This is a genomic window from Congregibacter sp., assembly GCF_965660375.1.
Classification (GTDB): Bacteria; Pseudomonadota; Gammaproteobacteria; order Pseudomonadales; family Halieaceae; genus Congregibacter.
The window spans coordinates 1-17,839 of sequence record NZ_CBFHZO010000050.1; the positions used below are offsets into that span (position 1 = coordinate 1).

General features: G+C 58.2%; 16 protein-coding genes. 8 read left to right on the plus strand and 8 right to left on the minus strand.

All coding sequences use genetic code 11. The features are described from left to right. A partial coding sequence (locus ACTG3T_RS04105; RefSeq protein WP_439100993.1) for an iron-containing alcohol dehydrogenase occupies nucleotides 1–746 on the minus strand: 746 nt, incomplete at its 3' end. A 151-nt stretch (nucleotides 747–897) separates the two neighbouring features. On the opposite strand from ACTG3T_RS04105, the gene ACTG3T_RS04110 reads away from it, so the two are divergent. From ACTG3T_RS04110 to ACTG3T_RS04120, 3 genes are read left to right on the plus strand one after another with little or no spacing between them, the layout of a single operon-like run. Next, entirely contained in the window at nucleotides 898–1,884 is a 987-nt protein-coding gene (locus ACTG3T_RS04110) for an NAD(P)H-quinone oxidoreductase (RefSeq protein WP_439100994.1), read from the plus strand. 13 nt (nucleotides 1,885–1,897) lie between these two features. Next, nucleotides 1,898–4,777, plus strand: a complete 2,880-nt coding sequence (locus ACTG3T_RS04115; RefSeq protein ID WP_439100995.1) for a S8 family serine peptidase — start codon at nucleotides 1,898–1,900, stop codon at nucleotides 4,775–4,777. Beyond that, a complete protein-coding gene (locus ACTG3T_RS04120; protein ID WP_439100996.1) occupies nucleotides 4,774–6,378 on the plus strand; it encodes a transglycosylase SLT domain-containing protein in 1,605 nt (534 codons plus the stop codon). Before ACTG3T_RS04115 ends, ACTG3T_RS04120 begins: the two co-directional genes overlap by 4 nt. Here the strand turns inward: ACTG3T_RS04120 and ACTG3T_RS04125 are convergent. Beyond that, on the minus strand, nucleotides 6,356–6,790 hold the full coding sequence (locus ACTG3T_RS04125) for a hypothetical protein (RefSeq protein ID WP_439100997.1): 435 nt from the start codon (nucleotides 6,788–6,790) through the stop codon (nucleotides 6,356–6,358). The two genes, ACTG3T_RS04120 and ACTG3T_RS04125, sit on opposite strands and share 23 nt — an antisense overlap. Nucleotides 6,791–6,911: 121 nt before the next feature. Here ACTG3T_RS04125 and ACTG3T_RS04130 point away from each other — a divergent pair, with 121 nt between their 5' ends. After that, complete coding sequence (locus tag ACTG3T_RS04130; RefSeq protein WP_439100998.1) at nucleotides 6,912–7,952, plus strand: PQQ-dependent sugar dehydrogenase; 1,041 nt, start codon at nucleotides 6,912–6,914, stop codon at nucleotides 7,950–7,952. A 52-nt stretch (nucleotides 7,953–8,004) separates the two neighbouring features. On the opposite strand, the gene ACTG3T_RS04135 is transcribed toward ACTG3T_RS04130, so the two are convergent. Continuing rightward, nucleotides 8,005–8,646 (minus strand): hypothetical protein, encoded by a 642-nt coding sequence (locus tag ACTG3T_RS04135; RefSeq protein ID WP_439100999.1) that lies wholly within the window; start codon nucleotides 8,644–8,646, stop codon nucleotides 8,005–8,007. Between the two features lie 300 nt (nucleotides 8,647–8,946). Here ACTG3T_RS04135 and ACTG3T_RS04140 point away from each other — a divergent pair, with 300 nt between their 5' ends. Together ACTG3T_RS04140 and ACTG3T_RS04145 are read left to right on the plus strand one after the other, a co-directional pair. Then, entirely contained in the window at nucleotides 8,947–9,189 is a 243-nt protein-coding gene (locus ACTG3T_RS04140) for a hypothetical protein (protein ID WP_439101000.1), read from the plus strand. A 5-nt stretch (nucleotides 9,190–9,194) separates the two neighbouring features. Then, nucleotides 9,195–9,626 (plus strand): hypothetical protein, encoded by a 432-nt coding sequence (locus ACTG3T_RS04145; RefSeq protein WP_439101001.1) that lies wholly within the window; start codon nucleotides 9,195–9,197, stop codon nucleotides 9,624–9,626. A 30-nt stretch (nucleotides 9,627–9,656) separates the two neighbouring features. Here the strand turns inward: ACTG3T_RS04145 and ACTG3T_RS04150 are convergent, their stop codons facing one another. Then, nucleotides 9,657–11,051, minus strand: coding sequence for a ribonuclease J (locus ACTG3T_RS04150; RefSeq protein ID WP_439101002.1), 1,395 nt, complete (start codon nucleotides 11,049–11,051; stop codon nucleotides 9,657–9,659). Beyond that, complete coding sequence (gene nei / locus ACTG3T_RS04155) at nucleotides 11,036–11,857, minus strand: endonuclease VIII (RefSeq protein ID WP_439101003.1); 822 nt, start codon at nucleotides 11,855–11,857, stop codon at nucleotides 11,036–11,038. Before nei ends, ACTG3T_RS04150 begins: the two co-directional genes overlap by 16 nt. Before the next feature lie 120 nt (nucleotides 11,858–11,977). On the opposite strand from nei, the gene ACTG3T_RS04160 reads away from it, so the two are divergent. Together ACTG3T_RS04160 and ACTG3T_RS04165 are read left to right on the plus strand one after the other, a co-directional pair. Beyond that, nucleotides 11,978–13,408 (plus strand): MFS transporter, encoded by a 1,431-nt coding sequence (locus tag ACTG3T_RS04160; protein ID WP_439101004.1) that lies wholly within the window; start codon nucleotides 11,978–11,980, stop codon nucleotides 13,406–13,408. Nucleotides 13,409–13,473: 65 nt separating this feature from the next. Continuing rightward, complete coding sequence (locus ACTG3T_RS04165; protein WP_439101005.1) at nucleotides 13,474–14,532, plus strand: 3-deoxy-7-phosphoheptulonate synthase; 1,059 nt, start codon at nucleotides 13,474–13,476, stop codon at nucleotides 14,530–14,532. A 6-nt stretch (nucleotides 14,533–14,538) separates the two neighbouring features. On the opposite strand, the gene ACTG3T_RS04170 is transcribed toward ACTG3T_RS04165, so the two are convergent. The 3 genes from ACTG3T_RS04170 to ACTG3T_RS04180 all read right to left on the minus strand — a co-directional run bounded on the left by ACTG3T_RS04170 (nucleotide 14,539) and on the right by ACTG3T_RS04180 (nucleotide 17,821). After that, nucleotides 14,539–15,546, minus strand: a complete 1,008-nt coding sequence (locus ACTG3T_RS04170) for a DUF481 domain-containing protein (RefSeq protein WP_439101006.1) — start codon at nucleotides 15,544–15,546, stop codon at nucleotides 14,539–14,541. A gap of 143 nt (nucleotides 15,547–15,689) precedes the next feature. Then, the gene (locus ACTG3T_RS04175; RefSeq protein WP_439101007.1) at nucleotides 15,690–16,493 is read right to left on the minus strand and encodes an MOSC domain-containing protein; all 804 of its coding nucleotides are present in this window, start codon (nucleotides 16,491–16,493) and stop codon (nucleotides 15,690–15,692) included. Continuing rightward, entirely contained in the window at nucleotides 16,493–17,821 is a 1,329-nt protein-coding gene (locus ACTG3T_RS04180) for a serine hydrolase domain-containing protein (RefSeq protein ID WP_439101008.1), read from the minus strand. The genes ACTG3T_RS04175 and ACTG3T_RS04180 overlap by 1 nt, the downstream gene beginning before the upstream one ends. Nucleotides 17,822–17,839: the final 18 nt, after the last annotated feature.

A 17,839-nucleotide genomic window follows, 5' to 3' on the forward strand; every position in this document is an offset into this window, starting at 1 on the left:
CCCTGGGTATAGGCGCGCTCGAGGTTCGCAAAAATGATGCGGATGGCACGCTCGGCATTTTCCTTGCGCGTTCCGCGGTCCCAGCGACAAATGTAAGCCTCGATGGCGTGGGTTAGGGCATCCATACCCGTCGCCGCGGTAATAGCCGGGGGCATCCCCATCTGCAGATCGGGATCCAGGGCCGTGGCACCCGTCCCCAGTCCCGCACCGGAAATCACCCCCTTCTCATGGGTCGCCGAATCAGAAATAACCGCACCCATGGTGGCTTCCGAGCCAGTACCCGCAGTGGTAGGAATTGCAAAGAGCGGCATGACCTCGTGCTTTACCTTGGCAAAGCCTATCCAGTTACGGGGGTCTTCATCACTGGTTGCCGATGCCGCGATCAATTTCGCACAGTCGATAGAAGAGCCCCCGCCGATGGCCAGCACCGCATCGCTGCCGTGCTCTTTCAGTATCGCCAGACCTGCCGCACCCTGATCAAAGGTGGGGTCTGGCTGAACACCATCATAAAAGGCGATATCCACATCCGTGTCCCTGAATCCCTCCAGGGCCTTATCCACGATACCCAGATCTCTCAGCACGGTGTCCGTGACCACCAGCACTCGCTTGAACCCCGAGCGGCGAATGTGTCCGCAAAGCTGCGCCGCGCTGCCTGCGCCCGCAAAGGCCAGATAGGTTCCCCCCGGTGCCGACGCAGTGAGGATCTTGGCTAAAATGAAAAGCAGTTTGTTTTTGATTTTGTTCATGGATAGCGTTGTGTCCGATTTTGGAAAGCGGGAAGGGTAGCAAGTCAGCTCATTCACAGCGAGGGCGGCGAGCTTGCCCTTTTATCGAACGGATGCGATGTTGGATGCCCCGCAGGCGCATGCCCCTCTTCACAGCAAAGGACCATTATTGATGACAGCTACGACACGCCGGTTTGTGCATATTGATGAAGACGACCGAAGTCTGTCTCTGCAAGAGGACCAGGCCCCGGCACCCGGCGCCGACGAACTCCTCATTGAGGTCGCAGCGGCGGGCATCAACCGCGCGGACCTGCTGCAATGGAAAGGCCTTTACCCCCCGCCTCCCGATGCCTCCCCCATCATGGGCCTTGAGGTCTCGGGAACCGTGGTGGCCTGTGGCGAGGCAGTGACCGAATTTCAGCCAGGCGACAAGGTCTGCGCCCTCACCCACGGCGGTGGCTACGCAAGTCATGCCATTGCCCCTCAGGGCCAGACCATGGCGGTGCCCGCGGCCTTCGACCTTCACGAGGCCGCCGCTTTGCCCGAGGCGCTTCTCACCGTCTGGCACAACGTGTTCCAGCGCGCGGGATTAAAAGCGGGTGAAAATGTGCTCATTCACGGCGGCGCCAGCGGTATCGGCACCCTGGGTGTAGGTATTTGCAAGGCCATGGGAGCAACGGTATTCAGCACGGCGGGAAGCGACGAAAAGTGCCGCCGCGTGGAAGCGCTGGGGGCGAGCAGGGTATTCAATTACCGTGAAGAGGATTTTGTGGAGGAGCTTGATGCCCTGGGCCTCAAGGGCAAAATCTCAGTAATTCTGGACATGGTCGGTGGCGACTACATAGAGCGTAACTTTGAGGTCGCTGCACCGGAAGCGCGTATCGTGAACATCGCGTTTCTACGCGGCTTTAACGCCGACGTGAATTTTCTACCAATGCTGCTTAAACGCCTCACCCTTACCGGCTCCACACTACGGGCCCAATCCGAAGCGCAGAAGGCACAGATGATGCGCGAGATTCGCGCAGAACTCTTTGAGCACCTCAACAATGGCTCCATAAAGGTGGTTATTGACCGGGAGTTTCCCCTGGCGCAGGCCCAGAAAGCGCTGGAGTACATGGAGTCCGGGGTACACATGGGCAAAATTCTGTTACGGCCCTGAAAGGTAGTCCATCATGTATCGAGGTGCTGACCCTGCCAAGCTTCTAGCGCCGTCCATCCTGACGCTGCTCCTTATGGCCTGTGGTGGGGGCGGTGGAGGCAGTGGCTCCAACACCGTGCCACCGCCCGTTAATACGGCGCCGGTAGCCGAAGCGGGAGACTCACAAACCGTCGATGCAGAGGTCGAGGTGATGCTCAGCGGCGATGCCAGCCGAGATAACGACGGCAGCATTACCGCCTTTGCATGGTCGCAGATCGAGGGTCCGGCTGTGGAGCTTAGCGCCGCTGACCAGTCGCAGGCGACATTCACGGCACCCAGCCTCGGTGAAGACCGTGAGCTGCTGTTTTCTCTGCGCGTCACCGACGACGATGGCGCCACGGCCAGTGATACGGTGACTGTCACGGTGCTGGCGGCGACCGTGGCCGAGGAGGTTTCCATCAGTGGCCGTATTGTGCCGTCTGCCAGTCAAAGCCTGGATGGCGACACCAATGATCCCTTCAATCCCCTGCTCAGCAATGACAGTCCCGAGCAGCCTCAGCGCATCACCAATCCGACCACCCTCGGAGGCTACGTCAATGAGCCCGGGACTGGTGCCGAAGGCCGGTCACAGATAAATGGCGACCGCGAGGATTACTTTCTTGTGGAGCTGTTGGCAGGACAGAGCATCAATCTTCTGGTGGCCGAGTACCAGGATGCGGATGCGGATCTCTATCTGTATTCCAGCGTCGGGGAGCTTCTGGATTTTTCCATCGAAACCGGGCCCCGTGAAACCCTCATCATCGACCAGAGCGGCTCCTACCTGGTGAATGTCTCGATTTTTGCCGGGGCGACCAACTACACCCTGGCAATCGGCTCGGGACTCGTGCCCGTGAGTCGACCCCACTACGAGGATGTCATTCCGGGGCAGGTCATCCTCTCCTATGAAGACGCCGAGACCCCCGCTGCAAACACCGCAGAGTCTCTTACCCAGCGTCTGCGCATGCGGCAGCTCGGCGGTGGACCGCGACGGTCACGACTCATGGCCATGGAAAGTGCCGGCGAAGATAGGCAACTGCTTACCCAGCGCCTGGGCGCCCAGCAATTTCGCCGCCAGCAATTCACCGAGCAGGCACTCGCAAAGCGCTGGAGCACGCTGCTGAGTATCAAGCGTCTGGCTCGCACAGCGGGGATCGCCAGCGCGGAACCGAACTATCGCGTGAGACCCACGGCCTCGGTAAATGATGAGGCCTACTCCCTGCAATGGCATTACCCGCTGATCAGCGTCCCCGGAGCCTGGGAATCCACCACGGGTAATCCGGATGTCATCGTTGCCGTGGTTGATACGGGCGTACTCTCTGGACATCCGGATCTGGCAGGACAGCTGGTGCCGGGCTACGATTTTATCCGCGATGCCGCGGAAGCGGCGGATGGTGACGGCATCGATCCCAACCCCGAAGAAACCATCGGTGGTGGCGATCTTGCGGCGGTCAACTACCACGGCACTCACGTTACGGGCACCATAGCCGCCCGGGGTAATAACAGCATTGGCGTTACCGGCGTCGCCTACGGCGCCCGCGTCATGCCCCTTCGCGCCCTCGCCGCCAGCGGCGGCACCGGTTACGACGTCAATCAGGCAGTGCGCTTCGCCGCCGGCCTGGAGAATGACTCAGGAACACTCCCCGATCAGCCCGCACAGATCATTAATCTCAGTTTGTCCGGCGGCGGTTTTTCTCCCAACACCCAGGCGTTGTACAACGAGCTTCGTGCCCTGGGCATCATCGTAGTGGCTGCCGCGGGCAACGAGAGCAGCACCGCACCCAATTACCCTGCCAGCTATGAGAATGTGATTTCCGTCAGCGCCCTGGACACCCAGCAGCGCATCACAAACTACTCCAACAGCGGCGCCGGCATCGATATCGCGGCACCGGGTGGCGATGGCAGCCAGGACGTTAATGGCGACGGGTACCCCGACGGGGTGCTTAGCACTGGTGTCTCTGATGGACAGTTTGCCTACACTTTCCTCAGTGGCACCTCCATGGCTTCCCCCCATGTTGCTGGTGTTATGGCGTTGATGAAGAGCGTGAACGGGAATCTAAGCCCCGACGATGTAGACAGGCTCTTGGAACAGGGGGATCTCACCGACGACATTGGTGTTGAGGGTCGCGACAATCTCTACGGTTTCGGGGTTATCAACGCCCGCAAAGCCATCGAAGCCGCTTTGGCGGAAGCGGGAGACAGCTCTGTCGTCGACCCCCGTCTCGGAGCCTCCAGCAGCGCACTGAATTTCAGCTCCCAGCGCACCCGACTGGAGTTGGTGCTGCGCAACAGCGGTGGGGGCGAATTGCAAGATGTACAGCTCCAGGCGAATGAAAGCTGGATCACGGTCAGTGCACTGAGCGTTGATGAACAGGGGGCGGGGCGCTACGCCATTGAGGTCAATCGCGATAGCCTTTCGCCCGGGGTCTATGAAGGGAGCGTGACCGCCAGTTCCAGCGCCAATACGCTTTCCATACGTATCCTCCTGTCGGTGACCGATGCAAGCGATGCGGAATTGGGTGTCGTGTACCTTTTACTGTTTGATCCCGCCACGGACAGCGTGGTGGCTCAGACTGTCATCGACGTGGGCAGTGCCGTATTCGACTTTGCTTTCCCCGAGACCCCGGCCGGCATGTACCAGCTCTTTGCCGGCACAGACCTGGATAATGATCTGACGATTTGCGATGCAGGAGAAGCCTGTGGTGCTTATCTGACTATTGATCAACCCCTGACGGTTAACTTTGACCGCAATCGCAATGACCTCACCTTTGCCATTGAATATCTCGTGGCCCTGCCCGGTGCCGCAAGCGCCAACGGCCAAAGTAGTGGCACAATAGGGTCGCTCCCACTGTTACGCAGAGAAGCCACTTCACCATGACTTCCTTTTCTTCGAAAAAGCTGAGCGTTCTGTTTCTGGCCGCCGGCCTCCTTTGTGCCTGCGGAGACAGTCAGTCCGTAGCAAATGCTTCTCAAGCGACCGCTGCTCCGGCAATGACGCAGCAAGCTCCCGTAAGCAGTGCGTCAGACGGTTCCGAGACCACGGAAGATCTCATGGACAGCAACATCGCAACCTCCGGTGGTGACATGAACCCCGGGGAAAATCCCGAAGCGCCCGGGGTGCAACGATGGACCGGGGATCTCGATGAGATGGAAGACCGCAGGGTGGTTCGCATCCTCACCGTCTACGGACCCGGCCGCTTTCATCTGGAAGAGGGTCGGGGTCGCGGCATCATCGCTGAAATGGCGACGCGCCTTGAAGAGCACCTCAACAAAGATATTGCACGCAAACACATCCGGGTATTTACCATCGTCATTCCCGTCGCCCGAGATCAATTGATTCCCGCCTTACTGGATGGCCGGGGAGACTTGATAGCTGCGGGACTGACCATTACTCCCGAGCGTCAGGAGGTGGTGGATTTCAGTATCCCCGCGAGCAAGCCCTTGAATGAAATCCTGGTCACCGGTCCCAGCGCTCCTGCGATCACTACCCTTGACGACCTGTCGGGAGAGGCCGTCTATCTTCGGGAGAGCAGCAGCTACCGGGAGAGCGTCGATGCCCTTAACCAGCGTTTGGCCGACCGGGGTCTGGCACCGGTAACGATCAAGAGCATGCCCGGCTCCCTGGAGGATGATGACCTCATTGAAATGGTCAATGCAGGGCTTCTTCCCTGGGCCATCGTCGATGACTACAAACCGCAGCTTTGGGAGGGGGTGTTTACCGACCTGGTGGTGCGCGATGATCTGGTGTTCCGCGAGGGGGGCCGCAGTGCCTGGGCCATGCGTAAGGACAGTCCGCTGCTAAAAGCGTCAGTGGATGCCTTCCTCAAGAAAAACCGCGCCGGTACGCTCTACGGCAATATTCTGATCAATCGTTACATCCGCGACTTTGACTGGGCGGCCAATGCGCTCAGCGAAGAAGACTATGCGCGCTTTAACGAGCTGCAGCACATCTTCCAGAAATACGGGGAACAGTACGGCTTCGAATATCTCTTTGCCGCAGCCCAGGGCTACCAGGAGTCACGCCTCGATCAAAGCGTCCGCAGCCACGCCGGTGCCGTCGGGGTGATGCAATTACTCCCGGCAACGGCCGCGGACAAAAGCGTCGCCATACCCAACATCACAGATGTGGAACCGAACATCCATGCGGGTATCAAGTACATGGATTTTCTCAGGGATCGTTACTTCTCTGACCCGGAAATCACCCCATTGAACCGGGCCCTGCTGTCCCTCGGCGCCTACAACGCCGGGCCCGCGCGAATGATTCGTATGCGGGCCAAAGCAAAAGAGAAGGGCTACGACCCCAATGTCTGGTTCGACAATGTGGAGCTCGTCGCGGCCGAAGAAATCGGGCGAGAAACCGTACAGTACGTATCCAATATCTTCCGCTATTACCTGACCTATCGCATGGTGGCTAAACAGGAACTCCAGCGGGCCGAGGCGCGACGGGCCGCGGGCATCAGCGATGTGCTCGACCGGTGAATACGTAAAATAGATAGCCCCCGAACCAGCCCGCCAGACACTGGAGGCCAAGCCCCAAAGGCTCACGTACCGCAGCAATACCGTTGAGCCCCAGTACCGCTTTCATAATAAGATGCAGTGCGAGAATGGCTACTGCCCCGGCAAGTCCGTAGAGAAACACCCGGGCTTTTGGGAGATAACGGCTCAGCCCCGCTGCCACCGGCATGGCCACTAGAAAAGCAAGTAACATCAAAGGCAGATAACTTGCAGCCAGACCGATGAGATCGTGCCCCGTGGCGTGCAGACGATCACGCAGAGTGACCGGCATGGCCATGGCCTGGACCTCAGCCAGAATAGTCTGGGTCGCAAAAACACTGCCGAGAATATAAGCACCCAGCACCGCAGGAAAAAACACTATGACCGCACGTAACATTCGATGCCCTCGATTTCTTCGATTCTTCACCAGGATTTCAAGTCGTCATGATGCCGTGTCGGCAAAACAGAAACCACCTCAGAAATTCTGGTCTTCTCTGCCGGTGCTCCTGATGCTGACGATGGGTGCATTAGTAGCTCAGGGGGAAGAGTATCGACTGCTCACCGTCACTGATGAATTGCATTGGCCCTGGTCCGTCACAAAGCTCCCGAATGATGGCTTTTTGATTACGGAACGGGAGGGGCGCTTGGTACATCTCGACGACGCAGGTGTTCGTCACGTTCTGAAAGGTACACCCGACACGCTGTTTGCGGGACAGGGGGGCTACTTTGATGTGGTTCTCCATCCAAAATTTGCGGAGAACCGCCTTGTGTATCTGAGCTATGCCGAAGGTGTAGAGTCGGCCAACGGCACGGCGATCTTTCGCGCAGAGTTCCGGGACGATGCGCTCCTGAATGGTCAGCGGATTCTGCGCGTTACTCAGGATAAGACCACGCCTCAGCACTACGGTGCAAGGATGATGTTTCTTGCAGACTTCACCCTGCTCATCACCACGGGCGATGGTTTTGAGCATCGGGAGGAAGCTCAGTCTCCCGATAGCGAACTGGGTAAAGTGCTACGCATTCATGACGATGGAAGTCCCGCGGGCTTACTCGATAAGGAGGGAAAACCCCGACGCTTGTGGACCCTGGGGCATCGCAATCCGCAGGGATTGGCTTTGGACAGTAGCTCCGGCGTTGTTTATCTTCATGAGCACGGGCCCCGAGGTGGTGATGAGATCAACCGTCTGGAGGCCGGCAACAATTACGGGTGGCCGGCGGTCACCCATGGCGTGGACTACAGCGGCGCCTACGTTTCACCCTTCAAGTCCGCGCCGGGCTTCGAGGATCCCCTGTGGACCTGGGTGCCCAGCATCGCTCCTTCGGGCATGGCCTGGTATAACGGCAATCACTTCCCGGACTGGCGCAGCAGTTTGCTGGTAGGGGCTCTGGTGGATCAGGAGGTGCGACGCGTGAAGCTGCACAACGGCGAAGTGGTGGAGGAAGAAGCGTTGTTCTCTGAGCTGGAGAGCCGCATCCGCGACGTCAGGGTATTCGATGATGAAATCTATCTGCTCACCGATGGCGAGCAGGGTGCACTGATACGCGTCCTGCCAAACTAACACCGAATGAGTATCAAACCCGCCGGTCGTCAGCCGGCGGGCACCTTGAGCACTAGGCCGCCTTATTGCCTGCGGCGGCTTTCTTTTTGGCTGGCGCTTTTTTCTTGGCAGGAGCTTTGCGTTTGGCGGCTGCTTTTTTTGCGGGCGCCTTCTTTTTCGCTGCCGGCCTTTTGGCGACGGCCTTTTTCTTCGTCGCTACTTTTTTCTTGGCCGCCGCTTTCTTTTTAGCGGGAGCTCGTTTTACTGCCGCTTTCTTTGCTACCGCTTTACGTGGTGTGTTCGCTTTTGCCTTGGCCTTGGTTTTCGCCTTCGCTTTAGTCTTTGTTTTGGCCTTCGTTTTCGCCTTGGCTCGACGGGCCGCAGCTTTTTCTACCATCTCAGCCGCCTGGGTTGCCGCCTGCGCTTTGCGCGCCTCCAGTGCCAGATCTGCACGCATGGGGACCAGTTTTTCCGCATAGTCATAGGCAGCCTTTGCGATCTGACTCACCGTATCACTCAAGTCCTGGACCTGTTTTAGAAGGGCATCAACTCTTTCACGATCAGCACTGCTACCTTTCTTGCGCAGTGACGCCCGTGCCTTTTTCAGTCGATCATTGGCAACCTTGTGCTTTTTCTTGACCGATGCCAGTTCCCGTTTTGCGGAACTGTGCGCGCGCTCTGTTTCCTTGAGCAAACGCTGACGAAGCTGCTCCACACGCTTGCTTGCCTGTTCCGCCATCTTGGTAGCCTGAGCTAATTCTTTCTCTAACATACGCGGTACCTTTTAGTGTTATTACGTTACCCCAACTCCAGTGTAGGGAGAAAACAGGGTTTTGTAACGGTGATTTTTTGGCCCGGGCTGAGCTTCTGCTCCGGATCTTGCCAGCTCGTCGCAGCAAGGGTTCAAACGGTCGCAGACTAACGGTGTGGTACAAGGTCTCAGTTGTATCGCCCACAGGGCGAGTACTATGCTGTGGAACAAGGTTGTAACCACCGGAGAAACGGAGCTCAAACAATGACAGAGGCAGAGAGCGCGTCGAAGACTCGCATGCCCAAAGCCGTTCGCAAGCGCCTGCGGGAAGCCGCGGTAGCGAAAGTCCGCCAGGATATTATTCATGCGGGACGCACGGAGGCCGACTACGATGATGAGGATCTTGAATACCTGGTCGCCGAAAAGGAAAAGGAGATCTGGTCGGGCCTTGGCTGGAAGAGCTTCGGGGTAGTGGCCTTGCTCCTGGGCATTAACATCGGTATTTGAGGAACATGTCCATCTTTCGGATTCTAAAATACTCCTCACTGATTTACTTTCTGAGCAAGCATCGCAGCAAGCTTGCGCGCTCGGCTGCGGTACTGCTTTTTGCTTTTGTGAGCTCTCTGATCTACGACGACGTGAGGATTTACCTCGCCCAACAGCATCCGGGCACACTTATCTATGCACTGATCGCGAAAATCGTCATTGTTTACGGCTCATTGCTATTTGTATTGCTGCAGTTTCGAAGTAGCGCAAAACCCAGTGCTGACGGCAAGGCGCGAGCCGCCGATCTGGCAGACAAAAATCACGAGCGAGGCTCAACAGCCGATGAGACACCCAGGGGGCACCTTGATGCCCTCGCGAATGTCGAAGAACACGATCATCTACGCTCCCGCTATGACCGAATACTCAGCGGAAAAGGGTCGTCAAAGCGAGCTCCCTGAACAGCCGCTGCATAGCGACGGGCTAAAGCCCTAGGCCGTGGGTAGCTCAGGTACCGCAAGGGGAGATAGGCGGCCCTCTTCATCCTGCTCGAGGCGACCGACCCTGGCTACCTTTCGGCGAAGACCCGGCTCCGGTGCAAGATAAAAGAGATCACCATTCTCACCGGTTAAAGCCATCTTTGCGCCATTGGCCCGGGCTATCCTGGCATTGGCCTTCATGTGTCGCTGCTCCCCATGCACCGGTACGGCGAGGCGCGGGCGGGACCATTGATACATGAACGCCAGCTCATCGGCACAGGGGTGCCCGGACGCGTGCACCGTCTGCACCGCACTATCGCTGTCGATAACAGTGATGCCCTGATCGCGAAAACGCTTAATCAAACGTTCTACAGGCTCCTCATTGCCAGGAATGATGCGCGAACTCAGGATCACCGTGTCTCCCGATTCCAGTTCCAGTTGCGGGTGAGAGCCGTTGGCAAGGCGCTGGAGCGCCGCGCCGTGCTCCCCCTGACTCCCCGTCGCGACGATGAGTACCTCCTCCCGGGGCAGGTAACCCAGATGTCCCGCCTCTATGAGACGGGGAGAACGCTCAAGGAGGCCCACGGTCAGAGCGGCGGAGTGCATGGTCTGTAGCGACCGCCCCAGCAAACTCAGGTACCGCTTCGTTTTGTTCGCCACATTTATCAGGCTGTGGATACGGGCGATGTTGCTCGCAAAACAGGCCACTACCACGCGGCCTTCACAAGCTGCAACGGTTTTCATGAGTCCATCGCGCACCTCGGACTCGCTAATGGAGTGCCCCGGCACCACCGCGTTGGTGGAGTCGCATATCACCGCATCCAGCTGACTGTCTCCCGCTGCGGTAAACAGTGCATCATCAAAACCCGGTCCCACCTGTGGCGCCCTGTCGATCTTCCAGTCGGCGGTATGCAGCAGGTTGCCGGCATCGCAGCGAATATGCAGCGCGCAGGTGTCCGGAGTGGAGTGAGTGATGGGTAGCCATCGGACATCGAACGGACCGATGCGCTGGCTCTCACCGGGCAGGCATTCAATGAGAGGGCTGGGAACTTTGCCTCCACGCCCGGCGGCTTTGCGCCGCAAAACCTCGGCGGTAAATGGTGTGGTGTATACCGGCACGGGAAAGCGCTCCCAAAGAAGCGGCATGGCACCGATGTGATCTTCATGGGCATGGGTCAGAACAATACCGGCCAGGGCATCCTTATGCTCAACGATAAATTGCGGATCCGGCGTCTGTACCCGGGGGCGAATCCTATGGGTGTCCCGCTCAAAGGTAATACCGCAGTCCACCATCAACCACGCGCCGTTATGGCCGTAGAGGTTGAGGTTCATGCCGATTTCACCGCAACCACCTAGGGGGAGGAACCAGAGATCCTTGGGGCCCGGGGTGATCATTCGGGCTGACACTTGGGACACCAGTAAATGCGCCGGCTGCCAATGCTGTCCCGGCGAATGGTGTCCCCGCACTGGTAGCATGCCCGGCCATCCCGTCCAAACACGTAGAAGCGTCGCCGCTCAAAACCCTTTACTTTCTTCTTCAGGGTTGCGGCGAGACGCGGTGGCAGGGTGATACCCCCGGTTTCATAGCTGCGCCTGGGGAGTTTGAGTGTTTCCCGTGCCAGCAGGCCTCGCTCCCCGCGGCTGAGATCCCTGGGCCGGCGTTTGGGGTTTATCCCCGCGCAAAACAGAATTTCCGAACGGAGATAGTTGCCGCTCCCCGCCAGAAAATGCTGATCAAGATACAGCGCGGCCAGGGAGCGTCCCGCAAAGCGCGGCATGGCAAGACGCTCGCTGATATCCCGCCACTCCAGCTTCGCCGACAAAAGATCCGGCCCCAGCGTGGCGAGGAAAGGATGCATGCCCAGCTCCTCCCTGGGCCACACGCTGATATCCGATGCGCTATACAACAACGCGCTGTGGCGCTCCGTGTGCAGCGCTAAACGCAGGGAGCGGTTTGTCGCGGGCATTTTGCCCCGCCTGGCAATTTTCCAGACACCATAAAGCTGGTTGTGGGAGTAAATCGCGTAGTCGTTGTCGAAATGGGTCAGAAGCGCTTTGCCACGGGTCTCAACCTCCAGGACACGCTGGCCGCTGAGCACCGGGGTAAAGCGTTGCAGCTCGGGAAAGGCAAACGCCACCTCCTCGATGGGCTCATCCACGAGCACATTGGCGATGCGGTCCGCTGCGCGGCGGATTTCCGGTCCCTCAGGCATTGCGCGCTTCTTCCTCTTTTTCTACGGTCCTCATGCATACGCAGACACAGGCCTCAAGGATGGGTGATACTTGTAATCAACGATAAGAGCAATTGCTTCGAGAATGACCAAGAACCCTTCATGCCCCCGCTAAGTACCCGCCTCATTTATGGCGCCGGGGGGGCCGTGTACGCTGTCAAAGAAGCGGCCTACACAATGTTCATCCTGCTGTTTTACACCCAGGTGCTCGGCCTCAATGGCACGGTTACCGGCCTGATCATCGCATTGAGTTTGGTCTGGGATGCGATCTCGGACCCTCTGGTGGGTACGCTTTCGGATCGCCTCCGCAGCCCCCACGGCCGCCGCCATCCCTTTATGGCATGGAGCATTGTCCCCCTGGGGCTCGGATTCATCGGATTGTTTTCACCGCCAAGCGCATTAGTCGCTTCGCAGGCACTGCTGGCGGCGTGGTTGCTGTTCTGGTCGCTGTGGGTGCGCACCTTTGTCACCACATTCTCCATCCCCCACCTCGCACTGTCCGCGGAGATTACCAATGATTACCAGGGCAGAAGTCAGGTACTCGGCGCGCGACTGGCTTATCTTTTTCTTTTTGGCGTGCTCATCCCCGCGATAGCGCTGACGATAATTTTTCAATCCGTGGGCGGTGAGGACGGCCGCTTCCTCCAGGGCAATTACCCGATTTATGGCGCGTTTTCCTGCGCGGTCTGCTGGATTTTCGCCAGTATCACCACGCTGGGAACCCGTCGCTACGCGCAGCCTTCCGATTCACAACCCCTACCTCCACCGCGGAAGGCGGGGAACACCCTCACTCAGGACCTGCTGCGCACCCTCGGCAATCGCAGTTTCCGCTATCTCATCGGCTTTGAGGTGACGCTGATGGCAAGCTACGGTGCTGTTTCCGCGCTGAACATGCTGGTATGGACCTACTACTGGGAGTTCGATGCCCGGCAGATCTCAATTATTCTTTCCCTGCCCAGTTTGCTGGCCGTCATGCTGGTAATGCTCAGCCTACAACCCCTGGGGCGCCATCTCGAGAAGTATCAGTTGCTTCAATACGCCACGATTGGCCTCATACTCAACTGTCTCTGGCTCTATCCCCTGCGAATGCTGCATATTTTGCCCGAGGAGAACGGAACTCTGCTGTTCTCACTGAACTTCGTCTTCATGCTCATTTTTATGTACTGCTTCCTCATGCGCGGTATACAGGCGCAATCCATCATTGCTGATATCACCGACGAGCACGAGTGGGAGCACGGCATACGCCAGGAAGCCGGTTTTTTTGCAGCCAACAATTTTTCGCAGAAATTCGCGACGGTGTTTGGCCCCCTCTACGGCGGCCTTGCCCTGGATGTCATCGGTCTTGAGGCGGGCATGCTCCCCGGAACTCTCAGCGATTCAGTGCTCGACGGACTGGTTGTTGCCTTTGGCCTGGGGTCCATTCCCGGTTTCCTACTGGCACTTTTGTTCTCCACAAAAATCACCATCAGCCGGGCGCGGGTGGCGGATCTTCAGCGCATGCTTCGGGAGCGTGCAGCGACCGCAGAAGCCTGAAGCAGGGTTGTGGGAGTCGTCCCGGCGGCGCAAAATGCGCGGCTCAGAACATCACGGCACTAACCATGACCCAAGGTATTTATGATACACGCATCCGCCAGGCCCAACCCCTGATCACTCCCTGGGTGCTTGCCAACGAGCAGCCTCTGTCGGATGAGCAAGCCGCCACCATAGCAAAAGCCCGAGGGCAGATTGAAGACGTGCTGGCAGGAAAAGACCCGCGCCTGCTGGTTATCGTAGGTCCCTGCTCGGTACATGATCCGGCTGCCCTGCTGGAGTTTGCACAGAAACTTCAATCCCACTGCGTCGACCTCAACGATGCGATTCTGCCGGTGCTGAGGGTTTACTTTGAGAAGCCCCGCACTGTCGTGGGCTGGAAGGGTCTCATCAATGATCCGGACCTTGATGGCAGTTTTCACATCAACAAAGGCCTGCGACTGGCGCGACAGGTACTTCGGAACATTGCCGACCTCGGCCTGCCGGCCGCGAGTGAATTTCTGGACACCACCTTTGGTCAGTATTACGCGGATTTTGTAAGCTTCGCCGCCATCGGTGCCCGCACGGTCGAGAGTCAGATCCATCGGGAACTCGCGTCGGGGCTGTCCATGCCCGTGGGATTCAAAAACGCAACCAATGGGGATATCGGCGTTGCCATCGATGCCATTCGCAGTGCCAACCACAGTCACTGGTTTCCATCCCTTACCCGGGAGGGAACGCCAGCCACACTGCAATCCACTGGTAATCCTCACAGCTATCTCATCCTTCGGGGCGGCAAGAGCAGTGGACCAAACTATGCGAGCGCAGCGGTGCATGAGGCGGCCACGGCAATGGCCTCGGCGAAGCTGGAACCCGGCGTGATCGTGGATTGCAGTCACGGCAACAGCGAGAAAGACCCGCAGCGTCAGGCGATCGTTGCCGCCGATATCTGCGACCAGATTGAACAAGGGCAGAATGCCCTGCGAGGGGTGATGCTGGAGAGTCATCTGGTCGGTGGTAACCAGGCTATTGCCGACCGTGACTCCCTGGCCTATGGACAGAGCATCACCGATGCCTGTTTGTCCATTGAAGATACGCTTCCGGTTCTGGACAGCCTTGCCGCAGCGGTGCGCCGGGCAAGGCTGTAGGTCGATTTACCAGGTGTAACCCAGACGGATTCGGTAGGTCTGATCAACCTCTTCCGTACCTTCGGGCGCCCCGGTATTGATGTCATAGGCTAGCTCTGCCGATGCTTCAATACCATAAAGAAGCGGAAACGCCAGACCGAAGGTCGTGTTGAGCACAACGTTGGAGGCCTCATCGAGGTTCCAGATGCCTTTATGGTCGATATAAAGGCGGGAGTTTCCCCCCAGATAATTAGAATTAATGTGGACGTCCCAGGTACTACCTAAGTATTCCCGGTCCGCAGCGCTCACAAAATCTTCCGTGATGTACGCAAGACCGGTTTCGGCCTCCAGGGCGAAAATCTCGTCGGTGAAAAACTTTCGGCCCAGATAGGGGCCGATGGATGTTCTCAGGTCCAGGTCAGCGAACAAGTCCTGCTCCGCCGATACACCACCGCCCCAGTACCAGTTGCCGGTCTGATTGCGATCATAGCGAGCTCGAGCAGTCCAGTTCTCAGCGTTCTTTGTCCCGTTAGCTTCGTTAACTTCGCCGAAAGCCTCAACGCGATAGCGATCCACCAGGCTTTCCCAGTTGGCTTCAAAGCGGTAATCCAGCTCATCGGTGTCCGTGTTTCCACGCTGACTGTTATAGCCAAAACTTGCCAGTCCACCGAACTTAAAGCCGTTACCCAGTTCCCAGGGCTCGGGGTTGATACGGGTAAGCTGCTTGAGCGCGTAAGTCTGCTGTGTCTGCCGGGGTAGCGCCAATTGCTCTTCAGCGACTTCCAGCCCCGGAGCTTCCAATACGTTGCCGTCGTCCATTTGCAGCACGAGATCGGACTCCACTGTCATAGCGACAATTGCCGATTGATCAATCTCCACGGTGCCGGCAAAGGCAGTATCTATTATTACCTTGCCGGCATCGGCGTCCTGCACGGTGCCCAGGACCACAGAGCCGTCCTGCATCTCGATCCGATCCACTGCGGCGGCGCTGAGCGATAGACAAAAGCTGCTGATGAATAAAACACTGGTCGTCAAAAAACAACTACTGCTGCGCAAAAGTGTATACATGGTGATGCCTCAATAATTTCCGCGTGTTGTTGAGCAGGATAAAAAAACGCGCGCAGTGTAGCAGCCCGAGTCTGAAAATCAGGCTGATGCCGCTTTGGCAATATTTAGGATTAATCCAGCACTGACACGGTATCGCCAAGGGTAAAACTATCCCCGGCCGTGACAATAGCGTTCATACCAAAGTAAATGATGCCGTCTCGCCGTCGGTAACTTGCGAGCACAGGATTGATCACCGGGTCTTTTTCCGCGGTTTGCTGGTTTACCGATGGTATGGCGCAGCGGGAGCAGGGCTTGACCACTGCCAGCGTTGTGGATCCGATACGCAAACCCTGCCACTGATCCTCGGCATAGGGTTCGCTGCCCGCGACAACCAGATTGGGACGGAAGCGGTCCATGGACACGGATGCCGGCAACCGCGCATTCAAATCATCGAGAGACGCTTGAGAGACGATTAATAGCGGAAAACCATCGGAAAACGCCACGCGCTGTTCCCCAAGGCTCTCGGGTAGATAAGCGGCATCGACACTCCGGGTAGCGTTGTCGGGACAAAACACCAGGCGGAGGTCTTCACCGAGACGCTCGCTGAGCCAGACATTGACCCTGGGCTCTGCACAGCGGGCAAGAAGCGTATGCTCCCACACGGTGGCTGTGACCTCCTTGTTCTGAGAGCCCGGCAGGTCAACATCTATGCTTTGCTCGTCAAAGCTCAGGCGCAGCCCGGTCTCACGCGGCGCCACCGCCAATAAAGCCAACGCGGGAGCCCGGCGCTGACTGTAGAATTGCCCGTCGCTGTCGATGAGCATCCAACGGCGATCCCCCGCCAGGCCAAAGCGGTCGATCATTGCGGAGTTCACCCCGTGACCCTGCGCGGACTTTACCGGGTAGCGATAGATGCCTGAAAGCTGCATCGCCATCAGGACGCCGGGGAACGAAGCTTTGCCAGGGCCAGCAAAAACTCATGCATGCCCTTGTCCACGCCCGGCCCGGTCAACCCGAGACGCACGACCACCGTCTCCCACTCGGGGATTACCACTACAAACTGTCCGGCGTGACCCCCGGCATAAAAGAGGTTCTCGGGGAGTCCCTCAAAGGCCACGCCACCGGTGTTAAGCCAGAACCCTCGCCCATAGCGGCCCCTGTCATCCGAGGGACGGGCGGTCACCGAGTCTCGAAGCCAGCTTTGCGACAGAAGCTCGGATCGACCGTGCCAGGCATCCAGCCACAACTGTCCCGCTTTCATCCAGTCCCGGGCGGTGAGATACACATAGCTCGATCCTACCTGTACACCACTGGCATCGGCCTCAGCCACCAGGGAGTCCATAGATAACGGCGCGGAAAACTCCCGGGCAATCCATGCCTCGTAGGGCTCATCCAGCGTACGCTGCCACAGATAGCTGGCGAAAACCGTATCGCCACTGGAATAGGAGAAATGCTCCCCCGGTGCGTAAGCCTGAGCTTTTGACGCTGGCACCTGCCACATGGCGGGCGCGGTATACAGCATTTTGGTCACATCGCTGCCAGGACCATAGACCTCCACAAAATCCAGGCCGCTCTCCATCTGTAACAAGTGCAGCAGCGTCAGCCCGGGATCAAGATCCGGAACCTCCGGATCATCCGCCAACAGTACCCCCAGGGACTGGGCCGGATCGATAAGCCCCCTGTGAGTCTGCATGCCTATCCAGGTCGCCATCAGGCTCTTGTTCATGGACCAGCCCTGGAGGCGGGTCCGGGCTGTTATGGGGCTGGCGTAGGCCTCCAGAAGCAGTTCGCCCTGGCTTGCTACCAGCAGTGCATAGGTATTGCGGGCACCGGTCGAGATCTCGGGCTCCGCGAATGCGGCGCTCACCGCTGAGCGCCACCCGGCCGGTACGCCGGGGCTTTTCTCCTCAGCGGAGGCCAACGCCATTGGCGGGATACCCTCACCCCGGCCATTGAGGGTGCATCCCCTGCCGGGAAGATGCACCGCCTTCGCCTTCACACCCAGAAGAGACGCCGCTACCACGCCCTCCTCTTTGTCCGTATTGATCTTCAGGGCTCCGAGCAAGGGGCCCAGAATCGCCATATTGGGGGAAACATCACGGTCCCGGACAAATTCCTCGGATAGACCCGAGAGGAAAACGCCCGAGCAAACCTGCTTGGCACTGTAGCCCACCGCGACCTGCATGGCGTTCCTGGCAGTCCAAAGGCCGAACAGCAACGTAACCAGAAGTCCCAGAGACAGCAACTTAACTATTTTTTTCATGCAACTACTCTCAGTGCT

Excerpts from the sequence above, each read along its gene's own strand:
- ACTG3T_RS04120 (WP_439100996.1), top strand. The coding sequence starts at position 4,774 with ATGACTTCCTTTTCTTCGAAAAAGCTGAGCGTTCTGTTTCTGGCCGCC.
- ACTG3T_RS04160 (WP_439101004.1), top strand. The coding sequence starts at position 11,978 with ATGCCCCCGCTAAGTACCCGCCTCATTTATGGCGCCGGGGGGGCCGTG.
- ACTG3T_RS04115 (WP_439100995.1), top strand. The coding sequence starts at position 1,898 with ATGTATCGAGGTGCTGACCCTGCCAAGCTTCTAGCGCCGTCCATCCTG.
- ACTG3T_RS04165 (WP_439101005.1), top strand. The coding sequence starts at position 13,474 with ATGACCCAAGGTATTTATGATACACGCATCCGCCAGGCCCAACCCCTG.
- ACTG3T_RS04110 (WP_439100994.1), top strand. The coding sequence starts at position 898 with ATGACAGCTACGACACGCCGGTTTGTGCATATTGATGAAGACGACCGA.
- ACTG3T_RS04140 (WP_439101000.1), top strand. The coding sequence starts at position 8,947 with ATGACAGAGGCAGAGAGCGCGTCGAAGACTCGCATGCCCAAAGCCGTT.
- nei (WP_439101003.1), bottom strand. The coding sequence starts at position 11,857 with ATGCCTGAGGGACCGGAAATCCGCCGCGCAGCGGACCGCATCGCCAAT.
- ACTG3T_RS04175 (WP_439101007.1), bottom strand. The coding sequence starts at position 16,493 with ATGGCGATGCAGCTTTCAGGCATCTATCGCTACCCGGTAAAGTCCGCG.
- ACTG3T_RS04125 (WP_439100997.1), bottom strand. The coding sequence starts at position 6,790 with ATGTTACGTGCGGTCATAGTGTTTTTTCCTGCGGTGCTGGGTGCTTAT.
- ACTG3T_RS04180 (WP_439101008.1), bottom strand. The coding sequence starts at position 17,821 with ATGAAAAAAATAGTTAAGTTGCTGTCTCTGGGACTTCTGGTTACGTTG.
- ACTG3T_RS04145 (WP_439101001.1), top strand. The coding sequence starts at position 9,195 with ATGTCCATCTTTCGGATTCTAAAATACTCCTCACTGATTTACTTTCTG.
- ACTG3T_RS04130 (WP_439100998.1), top strand. The coding sequence starts at position 6,912 with ATGGGTGCATTAGTAGCTCAGGGGGAAGAGTATCGACTGCTCACCGTC.